Annotated in this window: 14 protein-coding genes; 7 read left to right on the top strand and 7 right to left on the bottom strand. The window is 38.3% G+C overall.

All coding sequences use genetic code 11. The features are described from left to right. Positions 1 to 114: 114 nt before the first annotated feature. The 6 genes from CL181_RS11250 to CL181_RS11225 all read left to right on the top strand — a co-directional run bounded on the left by CL181_RS11250 (position 115) and on the right by CL181_RS11225 (position 10414). Positions 115 to 3852 carry an FG-GAP-like repeat-containing protein gene (locus CL181_RS11250; protein WP_097299407.1) on the top strand — a complete coding sequence of 1246 codons (3738 nt, stop codon included), beginning with the start codon at positions 115 to 117 and terminating at the stop codon, positions 3850 to 3852. 317 nt (positions 3853 to 4169) lie between these two features. After that, positions 4170 to 5630, top strand: coding sequence for a lipopolysaccharide biosynthesis protein (locus tag CL181_RS11245; RefSeq protein WP_097299406.1), 1461 nt, complete (start codon positions 4170 to 4172; stop codon positions 5628 to 5630). 77 nt (positions 5631 to 5707) lie between these two features. After that, positions 5708 to 6892: a class I SAM-dependent methyltransferase gene (locus tag CL181_RS11240; protein WP_097299405.1), complete on the top strand. Its 1185-nt coding sequence runs from the start codon at positions 5708 to 5710 to the stop codon at positions 6890 to 6892. A gap of 60 nt (positions 6893 to 6952) precedes the next feature. Beyond that, the gene (locus tag CL181_RS11235; RefSeq protein WP_217993158.1) at positions 6953 to 8191 is read left to right on the top strand and encodes a class I SAM-dependent methyltransferase; all 1239 of its coding nucleotides are present in this window, start codon (positions 6953 to 6955) and stop codon (positions 8189 to 8191) included. A 12-nt stretch (positions 8192 to 8203) separates the two neighbouring features. Next, on the top strand, positions 8204 to 9211 hold the full coding sequence (locus tag CL181_RS11230; RefSeq protein WP_097299403.1) for a glycosyltransferase family 2 protein: 1008 nt from the start codon (positions 8204 to 8206) through the stop codon (positions 9209 to 9211). 27 nt (positions 9212 to 9238) lie between these two features. Next, on the top strand, positions 9239 to 10414 hold the full coding sequence (locus CL181_RS11225; protein ID WP_097299402.1) for a glycosyltransferase family 4 protein: 1176 nt from the start codon (positions 9239 to 9241) through the stop codon (positions 10412 to 10414). On the opposite strand, the gene CL181_RS11220 is transcribed toward CL181_RS11225, so the two are convergent. The 7 genes from CL181_RS11220 to CL181_RS11190 form a co-directional block, all read right to left on the bottom strand. After that, on the bottom strand, positions 10378 to 11274 hold the full coding sequence (locus CL181_RS11220) for a methyltransferase domain-containing protein (protein WP_097299401.1): 897 nt from the start codon (positions 11272 to 11274) through the stop codon (positions 10378 to 10380). The two genes, CL181_RS11225 and CL181_RS11220, sit on opposite strands and share 37 nt — an antisense overlap. A 419-nt stretch (positions 11275 to 11693) precedes the next feature. Then, a complete protein-coding gene (locus CL181_RS11215) occupies positions 11694 to 12476 on the bottom strand; it encodes a TylF/MycF/NovP-related O-methyltransferase (RefSeq protein WP_097299400.1) in 783 nt (260 codons plus the stop codon). Between the two features lie 154 nt (positions 12477 to 12630). After that, positions 12631 to 13806: a transposase gene (locus tag CL181_RS11210; RefSeq protein WP_255251548.1), complete on the bottom strand. Its 1176-nt coding sequence runs from the start codon at positions 13804 to 13806 to the stop codon at positions 12631 to 12633. A gap of 179 nt (positions 13807 to 13985) precedes the next feature. Next, complete coding sequence (locus tag CL181_RS11205) at positions 13986 to 15029, bottom strand: glycosyltransferase family 2 protein (RefSeq protein ID WP_176505183.1); 1044 nt, start codon at positions 15027 to 15029, stop codon at positions 13986 to 13988. A gap of 174 nt (positions 15030 to 15203) precedes the next feature. Next, positions 15204 to 16127 carry a GNAT family N-acetyltransferase gene (locus CL181_RS11200; RefSeq protein ID WP_097299398.1) on the bottom strand — a complete coding sequence of 308 codons (924 nt, stop codon included), beginning with the start codon at positions 16125 to 16127 and terminating at the stop codon, positions 15204 to 15206. Then, positions 16120 to 16611 carry a DapH/DapD/GlmU-related protein gene (locus tag CL181_RS11195; RefSeq protein ID WP_255251547.1) on the bottom strand — a complete coding sequence of 164 codons (492 nt, stop codon included), beginning with the start codon at positions 16609 to 16611 and terminating at the stop codon, positions 16120 to 16122. Before CL181_RS11195 ends, CL181_RS11200 begins: the two co-directional genes overlap by 8 nt. A gap of 35 nt (positions 16612 to 16646) precedes the next feature. Next, positions 16647 to 17663, bottom strand: a complete 1017-nt coding sequence (locus CL181_RS11190; protein ID WP_097299396.1) for a hypothetical protein — start codon at positions 17661 to 17663, stop codon at positions 16647 to 16649. Positions 17664 to 17888: 225 nt separating this feature from the next. Between CL181_RS11190 and CL181_RS11185 the strand changes: the two genes are divergently transcribed. After that, positions 17889 to 20111: a carbohydrate binding domain-containing protein gene (locus CL181_RS11185; protein WP_176505182.1), complete on the top strand. Its 2223-nt coding sequence runs from the start codon at positions 17889 to 17891 to the stop codon at positions 20109 to 20111. The last annotated feature ends 241 nt before the right edge of the window (positions 20112 to 20352 follow it).

The raw sequence follows: 20352 nt of genomic DNA, 5'->3' as shown, positions 1-20352 counted from the left end.
TACGAATTCATGCCGGCTTTCAATCAACCAGTCCTTGCAGTATTGAGGGTAAAGCGATTGAATGGTGAAGGGGCAGTCTAATTGTAATCAGTCGGATGAAAAAAAGGTGAAAAGATGGAAGATAAAAGAGTTTATGGTGGGCCTGCCCTTGGAATCGCAGTTGGAATAATGATGCTGGCAATATTGCTGACAGGAGTGGCGGGAGCCGCTATCGAGACTGTAAATTCCATTTCTACGTCAACTAATCTTATACGCAACCATGGATTCGAATACGGGACAATATCATGGACTTTCTTCACCAACGGAAAGGGAACATACAATATAGCATCACCTGGCATTGAAGGAAAAAATGCTTCTAAGATTTCATTGAGCAGTGCGGGTACGAATATCCAGCTATATCAGACGGGAGTAACACTGGAACCAAATGTCCGCTATCGATTGAGCTTTGCCGCATATTCAACGACAGGACATGATCTGACTTTGAATTTGATCCGGCACGTTTCACCATATAACAACTACGGTTTGGTGTATACGGCAGGTCTTGGCACAGGCTGGAAGAATTTTACGACCGAATTTACGACGAAAGGTTTCACACGTACTGTTAATGATGGCCGTTTTCAGTTCTGGCTGGCACCGTTTGCGGCAGCAGGAGACACCTACTACATCGATGATATTCGATTGGAAAAGGTAATTTCCACTTCTCCGGTACCACCGGCTATTACAAGGCATCCTGTGAATCAGACCGTTAATGAAGGTCAGACCGCAGAGTTCAGTGTCGTAGCTACCGGGACTGCACCATTGAGCTATCAGTGGCAGAAGAATAGTGTAAATATATCCGGTGCAGTCGATCCAATGTACACGGTCCCGGCAACGGTCTTATCAGATAGTGGTTCGAATTACCGCATCCTGGTGACAAATTCGGCAGGCAGCATTATGAGCAATGCAGCAGCGTTAGCGGTCATTCCTGCGAACTCAATAAATCTAATTATGAATTCTGGATTTGAATCAGGAACTACATCCTGGCGGTTCTATACGAGCGGAAAGGGTACTTTCACTGCGGCATCCCCCGGTTATGAAGGAAATAATGCCGCCAAACTTGCTTTTGAAAGTCATGGCACGAATGTCCAGTTGTACCAGACAGGAGTAACATTGGAAGCAAACATCCGCTATCGGCTGAGTTTTGCGGCTTATTCAAAGACAGGGCATGATATGACTGTCAGGCTGTTCAAGCAAGTTTCGCCATATACCGCTTATATGCCAGAGTTTAAAGTAAATCTCGGTACGACCTGGCAGACTTTTACGACTGAATTTACTTCAAGTGGTGCGGTTAATGATGGCCGTTTACAGTTCTGGTTTGCAGCATTTATGACAGCAGGAGATAGATATTACATCGATAACGTTCGGTTGGAGAAGGTAAACACATTTAGCCCGCCAGTCATATCAAAACAACCTTCAAACCAGACAGTTACTGCTGGCCAGAATGCAACATTCACCGTAGTAGCCACAGGCACCTTACCCCTTAGTTATCAATGGCAAAAGAATGGGGTCAATATTTCAGGGGCAACAAGTGCATCATACACAGCATCTGCAATAACAGCAGCAGATAACAACGCACAATTCCGGGTTAGAATTACAAATGCATATGGCAGTGTTTTATCAATATCCGTCTCAGCCCAGATTGCCCCGGATACTAAAATATTCCAGCACTCCATCATCGACAGCGCCAATCTGGGTGCCGATTTAAAGGCCGTAGGCGACCTGAACGGTGATGGCTATCCTGACGTGGTCGTCGCAGATAACAGCGGGACACCGCTGCAGTGGTATGAATGGCCGTCATGGACAAAGCACGTGATCGACACCAGTTCGGTCTTCACGACTGACATGCAGTTAGCTTCGATCCGTGGAGACGGTATCTTAGACGTGATCGTTCCCGACTTTGTCAACGGTCAGATCCTCTGGTATGAGAACCCCAGGCACACAGGCGGCAGTCCGATGGATTCATGGACAAAGCACATCATCGGTTATTCCAAGGCTCATGACATAGAAGTGGGTGACGTCAACAGGGATGGCAGGGTCGACGTTGTGGTACGCCCCCATTTCGGCAGGCACATTCTTTTCCTGCAGGATAATCCATTGTCCTGGAAGCGTGTGGATATCGCAACCTCCACGGATGGTGAAGGAACGGCTCTTGGCGATATCGACCGCGACGGATATCTGGACATTGTGGGAAACGGGTACTGGCTTGAAAGTCCGGATGATCCAGCGAATCCCAATTGGATCCGGCATACCATAAACGGCAGCTGGCCCCCCCTCGTCAGCAACAAAGTCGCGGACATAAACAAAGATGGCCGGTTAGATGTGTTAATAGCGAACTCGGAGAGCCCCGGGCGGCTGGCCTGGTATGCGGCTCCGGCAAATCCTGGAGACGCCGGCGCCACATGGGTCGAGCACGTGATCGAACCTTCGGTCGACTACGTGCACGGCATTCTGGTCGCCGATTTCGATAACGATGGGGATCCGGACGTGGCATTTTCCGAGATGCAGCAGTCGGCCCGCAGGCGGGTAGGCATCTACTGGAATCCCGGGGGCGGAGCTTCATGGTCATTGCAGGTTCTTGCGACCACCGGATCCCATAATATCCGTATGGGCGATATCGACAGGGATGGCGATATAGACATCGTGGGAGCAAACTACAAAGACACCTCGCCTGTCGAACTGTGGAGAAATATGAAAGAAAACAGGCCTACACTTCCGCTGGACCGATGGTTCTACATCCAGCTGGCGGGCAACCACACACCTACATTCGGACTGGACTTTGGCGACATCGACAGGGACGGCAAGACCGACGTTGTCTCCGGGCCTTCCTGGTATCGTAATCCAGGCGGAAAAATGACGAATTCATGGGCGAAGTCAGCCGTGTTCCCTAACGGTATTCATGCAATACTGGTGGTTGACGTAGACGGGGACAATTTCACAGATGTGATCGGGCAGAAGACGGAAGGAACCAACCTGAGCATCTACTGGTTGGAGGCAAACGATACAAAGGGTAGTAGCTTCACTGCCCGCAGGGTGGCCAGTCTTCCGGCCGCCAGTCATCCCCAGGGGTCGCAGGGGTACAGGGTCGCACAGATCGAGAAAGGAGGACGGCCGGAAATCTTGGTGTCAACGCGGAGTTCAGCCTGCCGGGGTATCTACTATCTCCGAATCCCGTCTTCGAATCCGGAAGCTGGGAACTGGCCAGAGGTCATAGTGAACAGTAATCCTTCCGATGAGGGATTTGGAGTCGCAGACATTGACGGTGACGGCAACATGGACATAGCTGCGACCACAGGTGAGACAAAGCGGGTCGAGTGGTATAAGAATCCCGGAACCGGTGCATCTACCTGGCAGGCATTCGCAGTGGGGGACTTTTCCGAAGCAGCTTTCCCTGATCGCCTGGAAGTCGCAGACCTGGACGGAGACGGTAAATCGGATATCGTTGCGACCGAAGAGAACGGACTGACCGGCGGGGCAGAAACGTTCTGGTGGAAGCAGCCTGCGAACCCGATGACATCGAATTGGATCCGTACCCGCATCATTTCGCAGGGCTCGACCAATAACCTTGGCGTTGCCGACATGGACCGGGATGGAGACAGGGATGTCATTCTGGCTGAGCACAAGGGAACGTTGAACCTCTCGATCTGGGTCAATGACGGAACAGGACTTTTCAAGGAGCGATTGGTGTCGAGCGGGAAGGAGAGCCACCTGGGGGCCCGGACAGTAGATCTGGACGGGGATGGCGACCTCGACATTGTGAGCATAGCCTGGGATGCGCCCCAATTCATTCATCTCTGGAGAAACGATGCGATTTAGGATATTATGGGTCCGAAAAAGGGCAGGATTTCTTTTCATCCCAATAGCTAACGTTTTCTCCCTCATTTAGAGATTTGTTGCTATATAATATATATAGAGTCTCAACATAATAGACTATAAATTTACCTTTATAAGGAATGTACCGGGAAGAATGAAAAGAGGACTTTTTCAATGACAAAACAGGAACTATTTTCCAGGGAACTAAATTCTGCCTTTGAATTGCTTTCTCGTAAGGTATCTTATGAAACCGGGATTATCCAATAAACGGATCGCTGAGAAATTGCCAACAATATTCTAAGTTAGAGAGGAGTATAATTATGTCCTTAACAAAAAAAACGTTGAAAAATATAAGTGCTGTTGGTTTATTTCAGGTTTTTGGAAAAATTCTCAATTTAGTAACTCTAATTATCCTGGCTCGACTACTCTCGCCATCGGATTTTGGCATTGTCGCAATAGCCGGTATATTGATTACATTAGTTGATGGGTTAAAAGATTTTGGAATGTCCAGTGCGGTCATTCAAAGAAAGGAAAACGTTGAAAAATCCTTACGGACTGGATTTTCGATTAGATTAATAATGAGTATCCTTCTTTTTTGTGTAGTTTATATTGTCGCTCCTTTGTGGGCAAATTTTTTTAAAGACCAGGTAATTTCCTCGATTTTGAAAATTTCTGCGATTGTTATTATAATTGAAAATTTTAATTTTATACCAAATACGAAATTGACAAAGGAACTCAGGTTCGAGAAGATTGTTATATCTGGTTTTTTAGGCAATATTTCATATTCTGCAGTGGCAATTTTCATGGCATATAACGGCTATTCTTTTTGGAGTCTTGTATATGGCAGAATTATACAGGGAGTAGTCTCTTCTATCATTTTCTGGATTATAAACCCATGGAAATTCCATTTACAATTAGATAAAAAAATAGCAAAAGAACTTTTCAACTATGGAAAGTACGTAATGGCAACCGGATTTATAATTTTAGCTTTTGATAATTTAATTTATACCGTTTTAGGAAAGCTAATAGGACCAACGGTTGTGGGATATTACATAATAGCTTATACCTGGGCAACCTTTTCATCCAGGCAGATAGTTGTAATATTTGATAAAGTTCTGTTTTCAACATTTTCAAATATTAGTAATGATATTCCCAGACTGGGAAATGCATTTTTAAAAACTCTAAAATATACCTCTATTATCACCATACCTATTACACTTGGTATCTTTGCACTCGCTCCGGAATTTGTAAAGATAGTACTCGGAGAAAAATGGGCTCCCGCAATTTTACCATTACAGATATTATGTATTGCAGGTTTAGTTTATTCTCTTTCTTCAGCAACGAGCAGTCTATACCTTTCTATGGGAAAGCCCAATATATCAACAATACTGGTTGGAATGCAATTATTTTTAATAATTTTATTTATTATTCCGGCAGCAAAAATTTTTGGTTTAATTGGAGTAGCATCTCTTGTTTCTCTCTCCGGATTAATTTTCGCACCTATTAGTTTTAGTCTTGCAGTAAAATTTCTGGGAATAGAGGGAAAGAGTTTTGTCAAAATATTAATACCACCACTCTTATCAGCAATTCTAATGGCAATTTTTATTATAGGAATTAAAGAATACACAAAAATGTATGATATTATTTCAAAATATCCTCTATTGTATCTAATATTTTTAGTCCTGTCAGGAATTATTATGTATGTATTAATCCTATTTATTCTGACAAATGGTAGATTAAAAGAAGACATTCGAATGTTATATTCAAATCTGATCTCATGATGATATTAACTTTAACAACATTTAATATGCGTTAAATTTATTATAAATGCAAAAATTTTACTAATAAAGGAATTACAATGTTAGAAAAAAAATCCTGTCCAAATTGTGGCTCATTGGAAATGCCATCCATAATTTATGAAATTGCAGACATACCCATTCATAGTGTACAATTATTAAAAACTAAGGAGAAAGCCATAACATATCCGAAAAGAGATATTGAATTGGGATTTTGTGAAAAATGTGGTTTTATCTCGAATGTTTCATTTGACTCAAGTGTTCATGAATATTCAAATGAATATGAATCAACACAAATTTATTCAACAACTTTTAATCTATTTGCCCGGAAATTAGCCCGGAATTTAATTGATCGCTATAATCTTCATGGCAGGGACATAATTGAAATCGGATGTGGTCAGGGGGAGTTTTTATCAATGCTTTGCGAACTTGGGAATAATCGCGGCAGGGGTTTTGATCCGGCTTATATACCGGGACGCAATGAAAATCTTGAAAAAAACCATGTTTCTATCATAAAAGACTTTTATTCAGAAAAATATGCTGATATTCAATGTGACTTCCTTTGCTGCAGAATGACACTTGAACATATATATGAAACAGCCGATTTTATAAGAACTGTTAAAAAATCTATTCATAACAAACCTGATACCACAGTATTTTTCCAGGTTCCGGATGTCAGGCGAATCCTGAAAGAACAGGCATTCTGGGACATATATTATGAACACTGTTCGTATTTCAGTCCAGGGTCCCTGGCTAAATTGTTTAGAAATAACGGTTTTGAAATTATAGATCTGTATATTGATTATGACGATCAGTATATAATGTTAGGAGCACGATTGAGCCAGGGAGAGAAACGTAACTCGTTACCAGCAGAAGAGGATATAGTGCAACTAAAAAGCCAGGTTGATCTATTCTCTAAGAACTGTAAGAAACAATTAAATACGTGGAAAAGCTACTTTGAAAATTCAAGGAAAAAAGGCCGCAAAGTAGTCCTCTGGGGAGGAGGTTCCAAAGGAGTTGCATTTCTAACCACTCTCAACATTCTTAAAGAGATAGAATATGTAGTTGATATCAATCCAAAAAAACATGGAACATATATGGCAGGTACAGGTCAAAAGGTCATTGCCCCGGAGTTTTTAATTCAGTACAAGCCTGATACAATTATAGTTATGAATCCAATTTATTGTAATGAAATTCAAGAGACTCTTGATAAAATGGGTGTTACTGCAGAACTAAAATCTGTTTAAAAAATCTGTTTAAAACATGAAGAAAAGAAAATTGAACATAATTCGAATGAGCCGATGTTAGTGAATAATAAGAATATAGTGAATAATAAGAATATAGTGAATAATAAGAATATAGTGAATAATAAGAATATTCGGAAAGAAAGTATATGTCCTGTCTGCAAATCATCAAATACTGATGTCTTTCTTGAGATTCCGGATGTCCCTGTTCATTGCAACCTTCTATGGGAAACAAGCGACGATGCTTTGAACGCTCCAAGGTCCGATATTATTTTAGTGTTATGTGAAGATTGTGAACATATTTTTAATTGTGCTTTTGATCCCAGGCTAATGGAATATACGCAACAATATGAAAATTCATTACATTTTTCTCAAATTTTCCAGGGTTATGCTAAAGAATTGGCAGATAGATTGATAGAAACCTACAATTTACACGGAAAAAGTATAATTGAGATAGGATGCGGAAAAGGGGATTTCTTAAAATTGCTATGTAAAACCGGCAAAAACCGGGGAGTCGGATTTGATTCCAGTTATGAAAATGTCGGGGAGACACCCTGCCCTGATCCAGAAATTACTTTTATTAAAGATTTTTATTCGCAAAGATACCTGAATTACAGGGCTGATTTCATATGTTGCCGACAGGTCCTGGAACACATCGAATCTCCTGTTGATTTTTTGACTGATATTCGCAAAATGATAGGTGATAATCATACAATTGTTTTTTTTGAGGTCCCGAATGTAGATTATACTTTGAAGGATCTTGGAATATGGGATTTGATTTATGAACATAGATCATTCTTCAGCAAACGATCACTTGCTTATTTATTCGCTTCATGCGGATTCTCGATTTTTGCGTTAAACGATTCGTATAATGGCCAATTTCTTTTCATAGAGGCTATAGCTTGTACTTCGCAATCCTGTCGAAAGACCGATTATGAATCCAATATGAAACTTTTATTGGACCAGTTTGTAAGGAAGTTCCATACTAAAATAAGAACCTGGAAGAAAGAAATCAAAACTGTTGAAAAGTCCGGACAGAAGATTGTATTGTGGGGAGCCGGCTCTAAAGGTGTCACGTTCTTGAATATGATCGGGGCTAAAAAGCAGATAGAATATGTCATTGATATCAATCCCCGTAAACAGGGTAAATATATTCCGGGAACAGGGCAGAAAATATGTTCACCTGAGTTCCTGAGAGAATACCAGCCGGATAAAATAATAATAATGAATGCAATATATAAAAATGAAATCCAGCAGATAATGAATGGTTTAGGAGTATCAGCACAATTGATATTTGTTTGAGGTTGATAAAAAATGAGTCCGGGATCAGAAGGAGAAAAATATAATAACAAAAAATCCAGAGTTCCAGTAAGTTTCGGTTTACCAGTATACAATGGTGAAAAATATCTTGAGGCAGCGCTGGATTCGATCTTAGCCCAAACGTATACGGATTTCGAGCTGGTAATTTCTGACAACGCCTCCACGGACAGAACACAGGAAATCTGTCAGGCGTATGCAAAGAAAGATTCCCGTATTCGTTATCACAGGATTGAAAAAAATCGTGGTGCTGCCTGGAACTTTAATAACGTATTTAATTTATCTTCAGGTATATATTTCAAATGGGCTGCACATGACGACCTCATAGCTCCGGATTATCTATCGAAGTGCATAAAAGTTCTTGAGGAAGATAATTCAATTGTGCTTTGCAGTTCAAGAACTGAAATCATCGATGAATATGGATCTGTCATTGCAGCCTACATCCTAAAGCTGAATACCGATCAAACCAATCAAAATATTCGATTCAATCTTCCATTCAGCAGACGCTACTTAGCAAGAAAACTGAATGTTAATTCCACGAAGCCCCAGGATCGATTCGGTGATCTCATATTCTTTCATCCAATGTGTTTTGAGGTATTCGGATTGATTCGGTCTGATGTTCTCAGGAAAACTTCACTTATCAAATCTTATCCGGGTTCAGACCTGGGTTTACTTGCCGAACTTGGCCTGCTCGGTCGGTTCTTTGAGATTCCGGAGTATCTTTTTTTTAACAGGGATCATGCAGAGCGCTCGGTCAGGGCGCACCCGGATATGCACATGCGCAGTGTCTGGTTCGATTCGTCAAAGGGCGGACAGATATCATTTCCGCACTGGAGGTTTTTTTTTGAATATTTCAATTCAATAAATCGCTTTTCTCTGGCCTTTTATGAAAGAGTATGTTGTTATGGACATTTAATGAACTGGCTGCGATCCCATTCCAGGCAGATGGCCATGGAACTGAAATTTGCTACTAAATACCATTTGAATCCTATCAGGAAAAAATAAATGCACAAAATAATCTAATGTGGTTGTATGAATATACTTTTCTTAGCACCGAATCCGCCCTATCCGCCGAATAGTGGAGCAAAAATCAGAAATTTTAATTTAATTAAAACAATATCAAAATACCACGATATCTCTGTATTATTTTTAGTTCGTCCCGGCGAAGTTAAAGACGTATCGGGTCTGGAAAAATATTGTACCGTTTATCCGTTACCATTCCAGGCGAAAAAATATGGTCGATTGAAATCACTCTTATCCTGGAATCCTTATGAGACGATGTTAAGTTGTTATTCACCAAAAATTCAGGAGCAGATTTCTCATATAATTAATCATAATAATTTCCAGATTCTCCATGTTGAATCGCTTTTAATGTCGGCATATGTGAAAAATATTTCAACGATCCCGAAAGTGTATGATGCACATAATATCGAATCTGATATCTTATATAGAACATTTATAAATAAATTCAGTACCAGGTCAGTTTTAACTTTCCTTGATTATCTTAAAAATAAGAAACATGAACAGGATGCTATCAGAAGTTTTGATGCCTGCATCTCTGTCTCTGAAAACGATAGTAAAAGGCTCAGAGCAATGGGGGCACAAAATCTAATGATGCTGCCCAATTGTGTGGATTTAGATCATTTTTATCCTGTTGAACGGAAAGACTTTAGCCCGAACATAGTGTTCACCGGTCTTATGAACTGGTATCCAAATGTAGATGCAATTAAATCTTTCTGCAGGGATGCATATCCAGTCCTGAAAGAAAAAATCCCGCAAATCAAATTCTATGCTGTAGGAAGAAATCCCATTAGTACCCTGAAGAACCTCGAAAAAAATGATATCTTCATAACCGGTGAGGTGCCTGACGTAAGGCCGTTTATTTCTAATTCGGATGTCTGTATAGTCCCACTGCGCATCGGTGGCGGGACACGCCTTAAAATTCTTGAGTATTTTGCTATGGAAAAGCCTGTAATTTCAACATCGATCGGCGCAGAGGGAATTGATGCGATAGATGGAAAGCACCTGATAATAGAGGATGATATCAGTAAATTCCCTGATAGAATCAATGAATTATTAAATGATACTGAGTATGCAGGATACATTGCAAAAAACGGTAGAAAGCTGGCAGAAGAAAAATACTCCTGGGACCAATATGGAGAAAAATTGAGTCAGCTTTTTTCAAACATTGCTATAAACTTAACATAACATGATGAATCCACCTCTTTTTCATTATTGACAACAAAGATCGTCAATTTGAGATCATTCAGATTATTTTTTATTCTGGATATGAAATGAGGTATATCGTAGAAGCGACAGTGGCGAACATTTAATCTATTAAAACAATACAATACAGCGTCTTCCTCAAAAGGTATACCACCTTTTGGCAAAATCGCGGGATCTGTTGTTATTATATATTTATTGAAAAGATATAATGGTAGTATACATAATTTTCCTCCCTTCTTCAGAACCCTGCCAGCTTCTTTGATAAATCGTAAGTCTGAATCTGTTTCAAAGTGTTCAAATGAGCAATGAAGTCCCATCTTTGTTACAGAACCGTCCTCCAACGGCATATTTGCCGCATCTCCCCCGATGATATTTCCATGAATGCCATCTGGATAAACCAAATCCTGTTGATATACCTTACAACCAAATAATTTTTTGTATATATCTGGTGCAGGTGAGTTATCATTTGCAATGTCTATATATATATCCTCTTTGGACAAGGATAATAACTTAGCTCCTAGATAATGCTCAAGTGATTTCTCACTGATGTTAAACGATTTATTGCCAGTAGAGTAATAATCAGGAAATTTATTATATTCAGCCTCTTTCAGGTATTTTCTGTAATCGTCCACGTCTATTTTGAGATCTATAACATTCAAATCATTATTTTTTAGTTCTTCAATGATTTCATTCTGTATTAGAGGATTATGCAGAATATTTTTTATATTAGATGAAGTGCCTTTAAAATTTTCTTTTGGTTTACGAAGAGCACCGTAAAAATAATCCCACAAAATTTCATCTTTAATATTTTTTATACTGAATTTTAAATTAATTTGTATCATAAAAAATTTCCTCAAAGTATTAATAATGTACGATAAAAATACACTCAACAAATATAAAGTTTTGCACAATTAGGAGCCCATCCATTAATTAATCCCTCCCCATCACAAGCTATAAGAATAGCTCCTTTTAATTTATTCCCTGGCCTCAACAATGATAGGAGCTATTATATTTCCAGGTATGAGAGTAGCTGGAATTGTAATGCTCATCAAAGGAAGCTCCCTCATTGATAATGGCTTTTTTAACTGAAATAACGGGTATTCCTTCGGTTCAACAAAAGTTATGCTTTTATACTCTGCGAGGTGATATATCCGGGGTTCTACCCCGCCCCTCCTCTGTTGTCATAAATTACCCAACTTTACCCCAAACTTCTGACAACAAAATCTGAAAATTTATTTTTTCTAAAATACAGGATAATTTTTTAATCCAATTTTTTAAAATATACGCGCGAATAATCGATCTTTATTAATTCTACTTTCAGATTTCTCATACTGATAAATTCATCGACCGCTTTTTTACATCCTGGAAAAAAGCCATAATCATCAATTATTATATATCCTCCTTCAATAACCTGATCATAGAGATTCTCTAAACATGTTTTTGTTGACTCATACCAGTCCCCATCAATTCTAAGAATAGCGATATGGTCTATTTGATCTTTGTATTTTGGGATTGTCTCCTGGAACCAGCCCTTTGCAAAGATTATGTTACTCTTATTTAAATTTAATTTTTCAAAAAACAGTTTCTTAACATCCTCTATTAAAGCGATATTCGTACCCACAGGAATTAATTTGCCACTCATTTTACCTTCAGCCAGTTCCATGGCACTCTTTCCTGAATCCATTCCTGTAGCTTCCGGCATCCCCTCAAATGAATCAAAAAGCCAGATCTTCCTGTTGTTCCCGGCTTTATTGGCAATAATAGCCATAACCGCGGCGCACCCACCTTTCCAGACGCCGCATTCAACGAAACTTCCCCTGGTATTATTCTTTTCCATCACTTTGGCCAGATCATAAACATTTGAAAGACTTGCATAATTTTGTTGGGAATATGGAAAAAGTTCCCAGAATAGAAAGAGTTTCTTGATATTTGCATATTCTTTAACTGGAACATATTTCCAGGAATCAGACATTCGCCTGAAAAATAGGCGTGTATGAACAACTATTTTATTTTTCCGAACAAGATTTTTGACCTGATTTATCATAAATACCTTTGAATTATTTGTATATTGTATAAATATTTACTATTTTATCTTATCCTTTACTAATATATTTATGCTTATTCTATCCAAAATATACATTTCAGACTTGAATAGGTTCTTATATATTGGTTTCACTAGTTAGAATCTTGACTGTGAACTACCCCTTGCTCTCACAAGGGGCTTCCCACTTCATTGCTTCCCTATTGGGATTGCTCAGTCGGGCTTGAATTCCGGCGATACCCGCCGTACTTATATTCTGGATTATCATCGCAGATACATGGTCTCTATTTAGCACAAGACCACAGGAAGGACATGAATGTACTCTCACTGACAGGTCTTTTGGTACATGGTGACCACATATACAGGTCTGCGATGTTCCATTAGGGTTAACCAATTCCACTATTTTACCAGCGTATTCTGCTTTGTATATAGTTAAATTGATTAATTGTGACCATGATGCATCTACTATTGACTTTGCAAGACAATGATTTTTAAGCATGTTTTGTATTTGCAATTTTTCAAACACTACATGGTCATAGTTATTCACAAGATTTGTACTTAATTTATGATTGAAATCCTTTCTTTGATACCTGATTCTCTGATGTACTTTCGCAACAATGATTCGTTGCTTATTCCTATTCTCTGAACCTTTCTTTTTCTTTGATAGATGTATCTGTTCTCGTGCAAGTCTTTTCTCGGATGCTCTAAGATACTTTGGAGGTTCAATCTGCTCTCCATTGCTGAATGTTATCAGGGAAGTTAATCCGACATCTATTCCCGTTATAGTCTTGATTTCAATAGGAATGATCGGAATATCAATTTGACATGAGAATGAAACATACCACTGGTCAACATCTCTCTTGATATTACAGGTCTTGATTTTGCCTTCGATTTCACGATGTAAGATGATTTTGATTGCTCCTATCTTAGATAAGATAAGTTTTCCATCTTCAAGTTTCAGGCCGCTACCCGGATACGTGAATGAATTGTACCTATTCCTTCCTTGAAATCTCGGATATCCTGCACCATTAAAGAAGTTCTGAAAACTTCGTTCGACACGCTTCAGGGTATTTTGAAGTACTTGGGAATGTACTTCTTTTTGGAATGCTGTTTTTATCAATGGTAGTTGATTGGCTTGGTCATAGTAATTAATCCATTCAGGATATCCCCACGGGAATAGATCGAATGATTTTTGAAGTCTGTTAAGTTCAGCATTTCGTTTTCTCTCTGCAAGAGCATCATTGTAAAGATGTCTGCATGTAGAAAGAGTCCTCTCAAGAGCTACTTCTTGCTTTTTGTTTGGGTATATCCGAAATTGAAATGATTTTCTCATGCTATCTGAACAATCTATATATGTATTTGATACTATATATTCGTTATGCTTATCCCTTAAAATGCTATCTGAACAATACTTTTTTCGGGATAGGTATTACAATTGCAAAGGGTCTGATTCATCCCCCACCTATCGGAAGGGGTATTCTCAACCCTTTGAACCCACGAAGATAAATCGGATTAAAACTTCCTTGATCCTTTAAAAAATGGCGTTACCTTTTTATAAGTGAGCATTGCATAAAAGTATACCAGATATACGAAGACTGGAAAAACCAGAGCAACCCACCCATATTTTAACCATTTGCCGTTTCCATCGATCCTGTATAAAGCCAGGGGTTTAATTGCATTTAACAGGATCAAAAGTGAGAAATAAATGAACCATACTTCCAAAAAGATAAATGAGGCTTCATTACCTATCGTATAGTAAAGAAGAAGGTATACAGGTAAACCTAATGTGAAGTAGGTTGCATTCAGGAGCGTAAATAAGACGTTCTTTCTTTTGTTATTGAAGAGTAATGTTGTATGCAACAATATCCTGACCCACCTTACTCCATTGATTAAAAAATCAGCAAAAGTGCTGGGAATGTCTGTTCTTACTATGCTTTCTTTAACGAATTTTATTTTATATTTATCTCCACATCGAATACTCAAATAATAATCATCTGCAATAACTTTGTCATCAAGCACGATTCCATTATCAAAAACAGCACTTTCGAATGCAGTCGAACCTCCAAAAAAGCCTTTTTTATCCGTTACATATCTTAAATAACTATGGTATAAAGAATACCATGTTGTTACCCAGTTTTCTATATAAGGTTTGAAATCAGCTACTGTTATGTTTGCTTCTTTGTTGATAATTGGTTTAACCAGATAATTTAGCCAGTTCTCATCAACAAGGCTGTCAGCATCCAGGAATATGACTATTTCACCCTGTTTATGTTCCAAACCTTTATTTAAAGCTGCACTCTTTCCGAGGGGTTCCTGTTTGATTGCCTTTATCCTATTATCTTTCCTGGAAAGATCATCCACAAGTTCAAATGTTTTGTCTTCTCCGCCAGCGATGACGATTAATTCGAAATTAGTATAGCTTGATTTTAATATATTTATTATACTTCTCTTTATGGTGCTCTCTTCGTTCCATGCCGGGATAATTATAGAAACAAGCGGGAATGTCGCAGGTTCTTCGATTGTATCAACATTTTCAAGAGGTTTGAGACGCCACAAATTTATTAATATATAAATAAATAAAATTAATAATATTATCTCCTTCCATACAATGTCAAAAAGATTAAGTAATATATATGATAGGATCATAAAATATATAATTTTGTTATTTAATTTCATTGAACTTTATCTATCTCCTGTTTTGTTACAAAATTCCGCATTCCAATCATTGCATTACAAATGTCTCATTAATTTAAATCGCGCATTTATTAATGCCTTATTAATTTTATATCTTAATTTGTTTGTTATTATCTGATACTTATAAATTTCTTTATACTCTCCACCGAATTTTCTCTTGAATGAACTTGGGCCTTCTCCACTTCCTTCATCTATCGGTACACCATTAATATCATATCGGGGAGGTAATGCCCCTCCCATATCATAATATGAATACCCCTGTTTCTTTGACCATTCAATAATTTCCCATTGAAGTAAATGGTTTGGCCTGAATTCCGAAAATTCACGGTCTGAGCCCCCCAATTTCCATATCACTTCTGTATTGGATAATATAATTAGATTGCCAGAAACAATTTTATTCCCTATTTTAGCAACAAAAAGCCGCGAAATTTCTTTCTTTTCAAATAACTCTTTAGTCAAATTATACGACTCTAAAATAAATTCTTTATGGTTTGCAGTCTTTGAATATATATCCCACCACTCTAAAAAATCTTTTTCGCTGTCTGTTATTACCACTTCAACATTCTTTTTCCTGGCCTGCCTTATTTGATTCCTTGCTTTTTTGTTTAAATTATTCCATATTGTTTCGATATCATCATGAAGATTTATTATATAAGTGCCAGTATTTTTATGGGGGAATTGTAAGAATGCTTTATCCGTGATCGAAGTTTGTATCTCAATATAGGGGATGTTTTTTTCTTTAGAAAGCCTATAACATTCATCTATGAATTCATTCACATTACCGTTATAGTAAAATACGTTAGCTTTTACGATTCCTATTATTGGTCTTTTAATTAAGAAACAGGTATTATTTAATATCTTTGTTAATATGTACTTTCTATGTTTCGCATACATGCTGGCATATTCATCTTCCAGAAAAATTTCTCCGCTTTTCCATTCTGCAATATTCTGATCATTCATTGCATATTGTCTCCTTTTTGGCAAGGTTCTTCACAACTCTGGCGGGAACACCAGCTACTACGGTAAAAGATGGAACATCCTTTGTAACCACTGCACCAGCCCCCACAACTGACATCTCATGAACCGTAACACCTGGTAGAATAATTGCACCCGTACCGATGTACACATTGTCTTCAATAACAACAGGTTTATTAAAAGGTGTATAAAACTCGTTAAGTTTATTCACATCTAACCTGGGATTTTGGTTGGTAATTATCTTTACAAAAGGTGCAATGGCAGTATTTTTGCCAATTACTATCCTATCATATGCATGCAAATATACACCCTGTGCGATCTCTACATTCTCTTTAAGGTAAATATTTTCAAAATTACCACCTATTTGCATACCATACTCAATTGTTACTCCTTTTTCCATCTTCAGACCTGCCAATGTATAAAGCAGCATTCGGAAATATCCAAATGGAACCGGTACGTATTCCGCCATATACAAGAAAATCCTATTTATTGTCCTTAGAATTCTCATTTTATAACTTCTCCGGCTGCTTCTCTTGCAGTTAGAAATCTAAAGGGAACACCATAATTTCTAGAAGCTTCAGATATATATTTCAGATTTCTCTCAAAGTAAGTCGATGCTAATGAATCTTTTCCAGGCAATTCATCTGCATGGAAATATGAAACCAAAAAGGTTCTGCAATTATTTTCCTTGCTTTCAAAGAACTTTCTTATAGCACATGACCTAAAAAAATCCGGATTATCATCTATTTTAGCCGGATTTCTTTTTCCTAAAGGGTATCCCCTGCCTGGCCTGAGAAACCTTTTTAGTATCCTTTTAATTTGCCAGGACAATGATATCTCAAAATTTGTCAGTGGAATTTCCAAAATGTCCAGAGATCGCTCATTTATATCCGCTTCTCTACGATAATCTGACTGTGATGGAAAATATGGTGGCTCTTTTGTAATTTCCCAATCATAATAAAGAGAATCCGGTGAGTCATTTACAGGTTTGATAGATTTTTGCCCCGGCATCGCCGAAATATCCACCTTCAACCCGAGTTCATCTACCTTGTTCATTGTGATATTGCTATGAAAATTCCAGCACATCCTGCTGCTGGTCAATTTAAACTCTTCTGGAAATCGATTATATCCTTCTTCCATACAATTTTCAATCCATATTCGATCTTCCAGTTCAGGATACCAGCTTTTTATGGATTCATTCCACCTCCACAGGTGAGGATGCCAGCCAATTTCATCCCCTTGCGATCCAAGTTCTTTCCAGATACCCATGAAATTTCTTACCATCCATGCAGGATCACCATATAATTCTTTAATCTGGTCATCGGACCTGAGAAACCATGTTATTTTAGCGTTATGCCCTTCTGCATCCTCAATATAATTGGCAACTTCCTTCGCTTTAGGGATGCCTTCTTTTATACCCTTCCATGTGTGTTTTCCAAAATGCACATTATAATCCAAACCACCGTATTGTGGTTGATCCGGTTCTGTGTCACAGCAAATAATAACTATTACTTCTTTCATATTCAATCAAGACTATCGAGTACTTATCTCTATTAGCGTGTTAAGATTATTTATATTGAGAAGTCTGTTCCATGATTCTTCCGGGATTAGGAATTGTCTAAGGAACATCTTAGGACGGTCTTTTCTTAAAAAATTTATGGCCATATCTTTGAAATGCATGTTCATTCATGCTCCTTAATAGAAGTCAATGTATTGAAAAATGTTAGATCAACAAAAGGAGATAACATGAAAATTATAAAATTCAACTCGACTAATTATATAAATAAAAATGTCATATTAATTGCCATTATAATACTGGCAACTCAGGTACCGTTTGCGAGCGCAGCCCCTGATATGACGAAAAATATAATGGGAAGGGCGTTATGGGAACATTTTTGGAATATACAAAATAATGCTGCATACTATAACGGAATACTTGATAAAGCACAATATATTAATGCAGACTCAATTGTTATGCCATGGGGGGCATGTTTCTTTGTTAAAGAGATTGCGCCAGGGAAAGGATATGTTGACCCACTTGGCAGAAGCAAACAAACTCTTGTGAATTTCTTGGCAAATGCACATAGTAGAAATATATCTGTCATTCTACTTTCCCCCGCTAACAAAATGACGCTTACAGGAGATAGTAATTGTAAAGGGTATTTCGGTACACAGTATTACCCTAAAGATAAAAACGGAAATGTTTTACCAAGTACTGGAACGAATTATTTGGATTTCAATTATCCCGAAGCCAGAGCAAAAAGAATCGAATTAATAAAGTATGCAGTAAGCAATTTTGATTTCGATGGTATTCATATCGAAGAACCAGGATTGTGGTTAGCAGGAACAGGCATAGATGGATATGGTGTAGAATGGTCAGGAAGAACTGGTATTCTGGCAGAACATGGTTATGATATTAATTCCTATTCATATCCATTTGTAAATTCCCCCCCTAATGCCAATCCAGTTTTACTAGATATGCTTCACGAGAGAGAAAAGGGAATGACATCATTCTTCAAAGAACTCCGAGAAAGCCTTTCATCCTTAGGAAATGATTATAAGTACCCATATTTTTTAATCATGACACAGACATATCAATCCGCATTCAATCCCACCTGTATTGTCGGTCCCGGATGTGCTGAATATGCAATAAATCTCAGTGATTTAAGCCAAAATAAGTATATTGATATGTGGGTAACAGAAAGAACATCACCAACCAAGTCCCCTGCTAATTATAATTTGAACAGCCAAAAATTATACATGGAAGAAGTAATAAAGAACACGCCCGATATTTATCATTCAGGAATATCATATATATCAACTGGCTCGATGGGGTCTGGTTATTTAAATCCAATATTCTTTAATGAAGTGTCGAATGTAGCGGCACTTGGTGGTACAACAGAATTTATTTATTCATCCGGATTTATTAATAATTCATATTACCCCCCATTGTGGAATATAATACCAGATCATTCTGAAATCACCCCTTACCAATGGCTACATAACAACCCACCAAAAACCAAGCGTACGTTTAACCCGATTGGATTGAAGGCAGAGAACATCCCTCTGTCAGGATTGCCAAACATTACAATTCATCCTGTTGGTCAAACCATTGTGGTGGGACAGACAGCCACATTAAGCGTGGTGGCCACAGGAGCATCGTTAAGCTATCAATGGCAGAAGAATGGTGCGAACATACCTGGAGCCACAAGTGCATCTTACAATATTACGGCAACAGCCTTATCTGATACTGGTTCAACGTTCAGCGTAGATGTGAAGAATTCTTTTGGTAGTGTAATGAGCAATGCCGCAACAATAACAGTCTTGCCAACGGCTTCCATTGTTCTTGTCAAGAACCCGGGGTTTGAATCAGGTACAACTTCATGGCAGTTCTACACGAGTGGAACCGGAACCTTCAGCGCAGCATCCCCCGGCTACAACGGGACAAAAGCTGCTAATCTTTCATTGATCAGCAGCGGTACGAATATCCAATTGTATCAGATGGAGATAACACTGGAACCAAATACCACTTATCGATTGAGTCTTGTGGCATATTCAATGACTGGACATGACATGACTGTGAATTTGATCAAACATGGTTCCCCATATACAAATTATGGTTTAAGCTTTACACCCGATCTCGGAACGAGCTGGCAGACATTCATGGCTGTATTTAACACAAGCGGTTTCTCAGGAACAGTGAATGATGGACGATTAATGTTCCAGCTTGCACAGTTTGCTGCTGCCGGAGATACCTACTACATTGATGATGTACGACTGGAGAAAGTTGAAAATTACCATAGTATCTATGACATAAACAATGATGGCATCGTAAATATTTACGATTTATTTAGAGTGTCTAAACATTTTGGTGAAAATACCACGATACCTTATCCTGCTTATGATGTAAATGAAGATGGGAAAGTAGATATTTCGGATTTAATTTTGGTAGGTAGTAATATCATTTGACAAATTTTATTATTTCCGACCATAATTTTTTCAACGCATAAAATATTATACGATTAAAGAATTAAAAAGAAAAGATACTTTCGATTTATGAAAGTACCTACAAAACATTTCCCAATCATACCATATTGCTGTCATTGATCTTTTCCAATCGTATATCATCAATGTAGTATATATCCCTGGCAGCGGCAAACTGTGCAAGCTGGAACATCAATCGTCCATCATTCACTGTTCCTGAGAAACC

This window comes from Candidatus Methanoperedens sp. BLZ2, from assembly GCF_002487355.1.
In the GTDB taxonomy this organism is placed as follows: Archaea; Halobacteriota; Methanosarcinia; order Methanosarcinales; family Methanoperedenaceae; genus Methanoperedens.
This window is presented reverse-complemented; position numbering and strand designations above follow the sequence as displayed.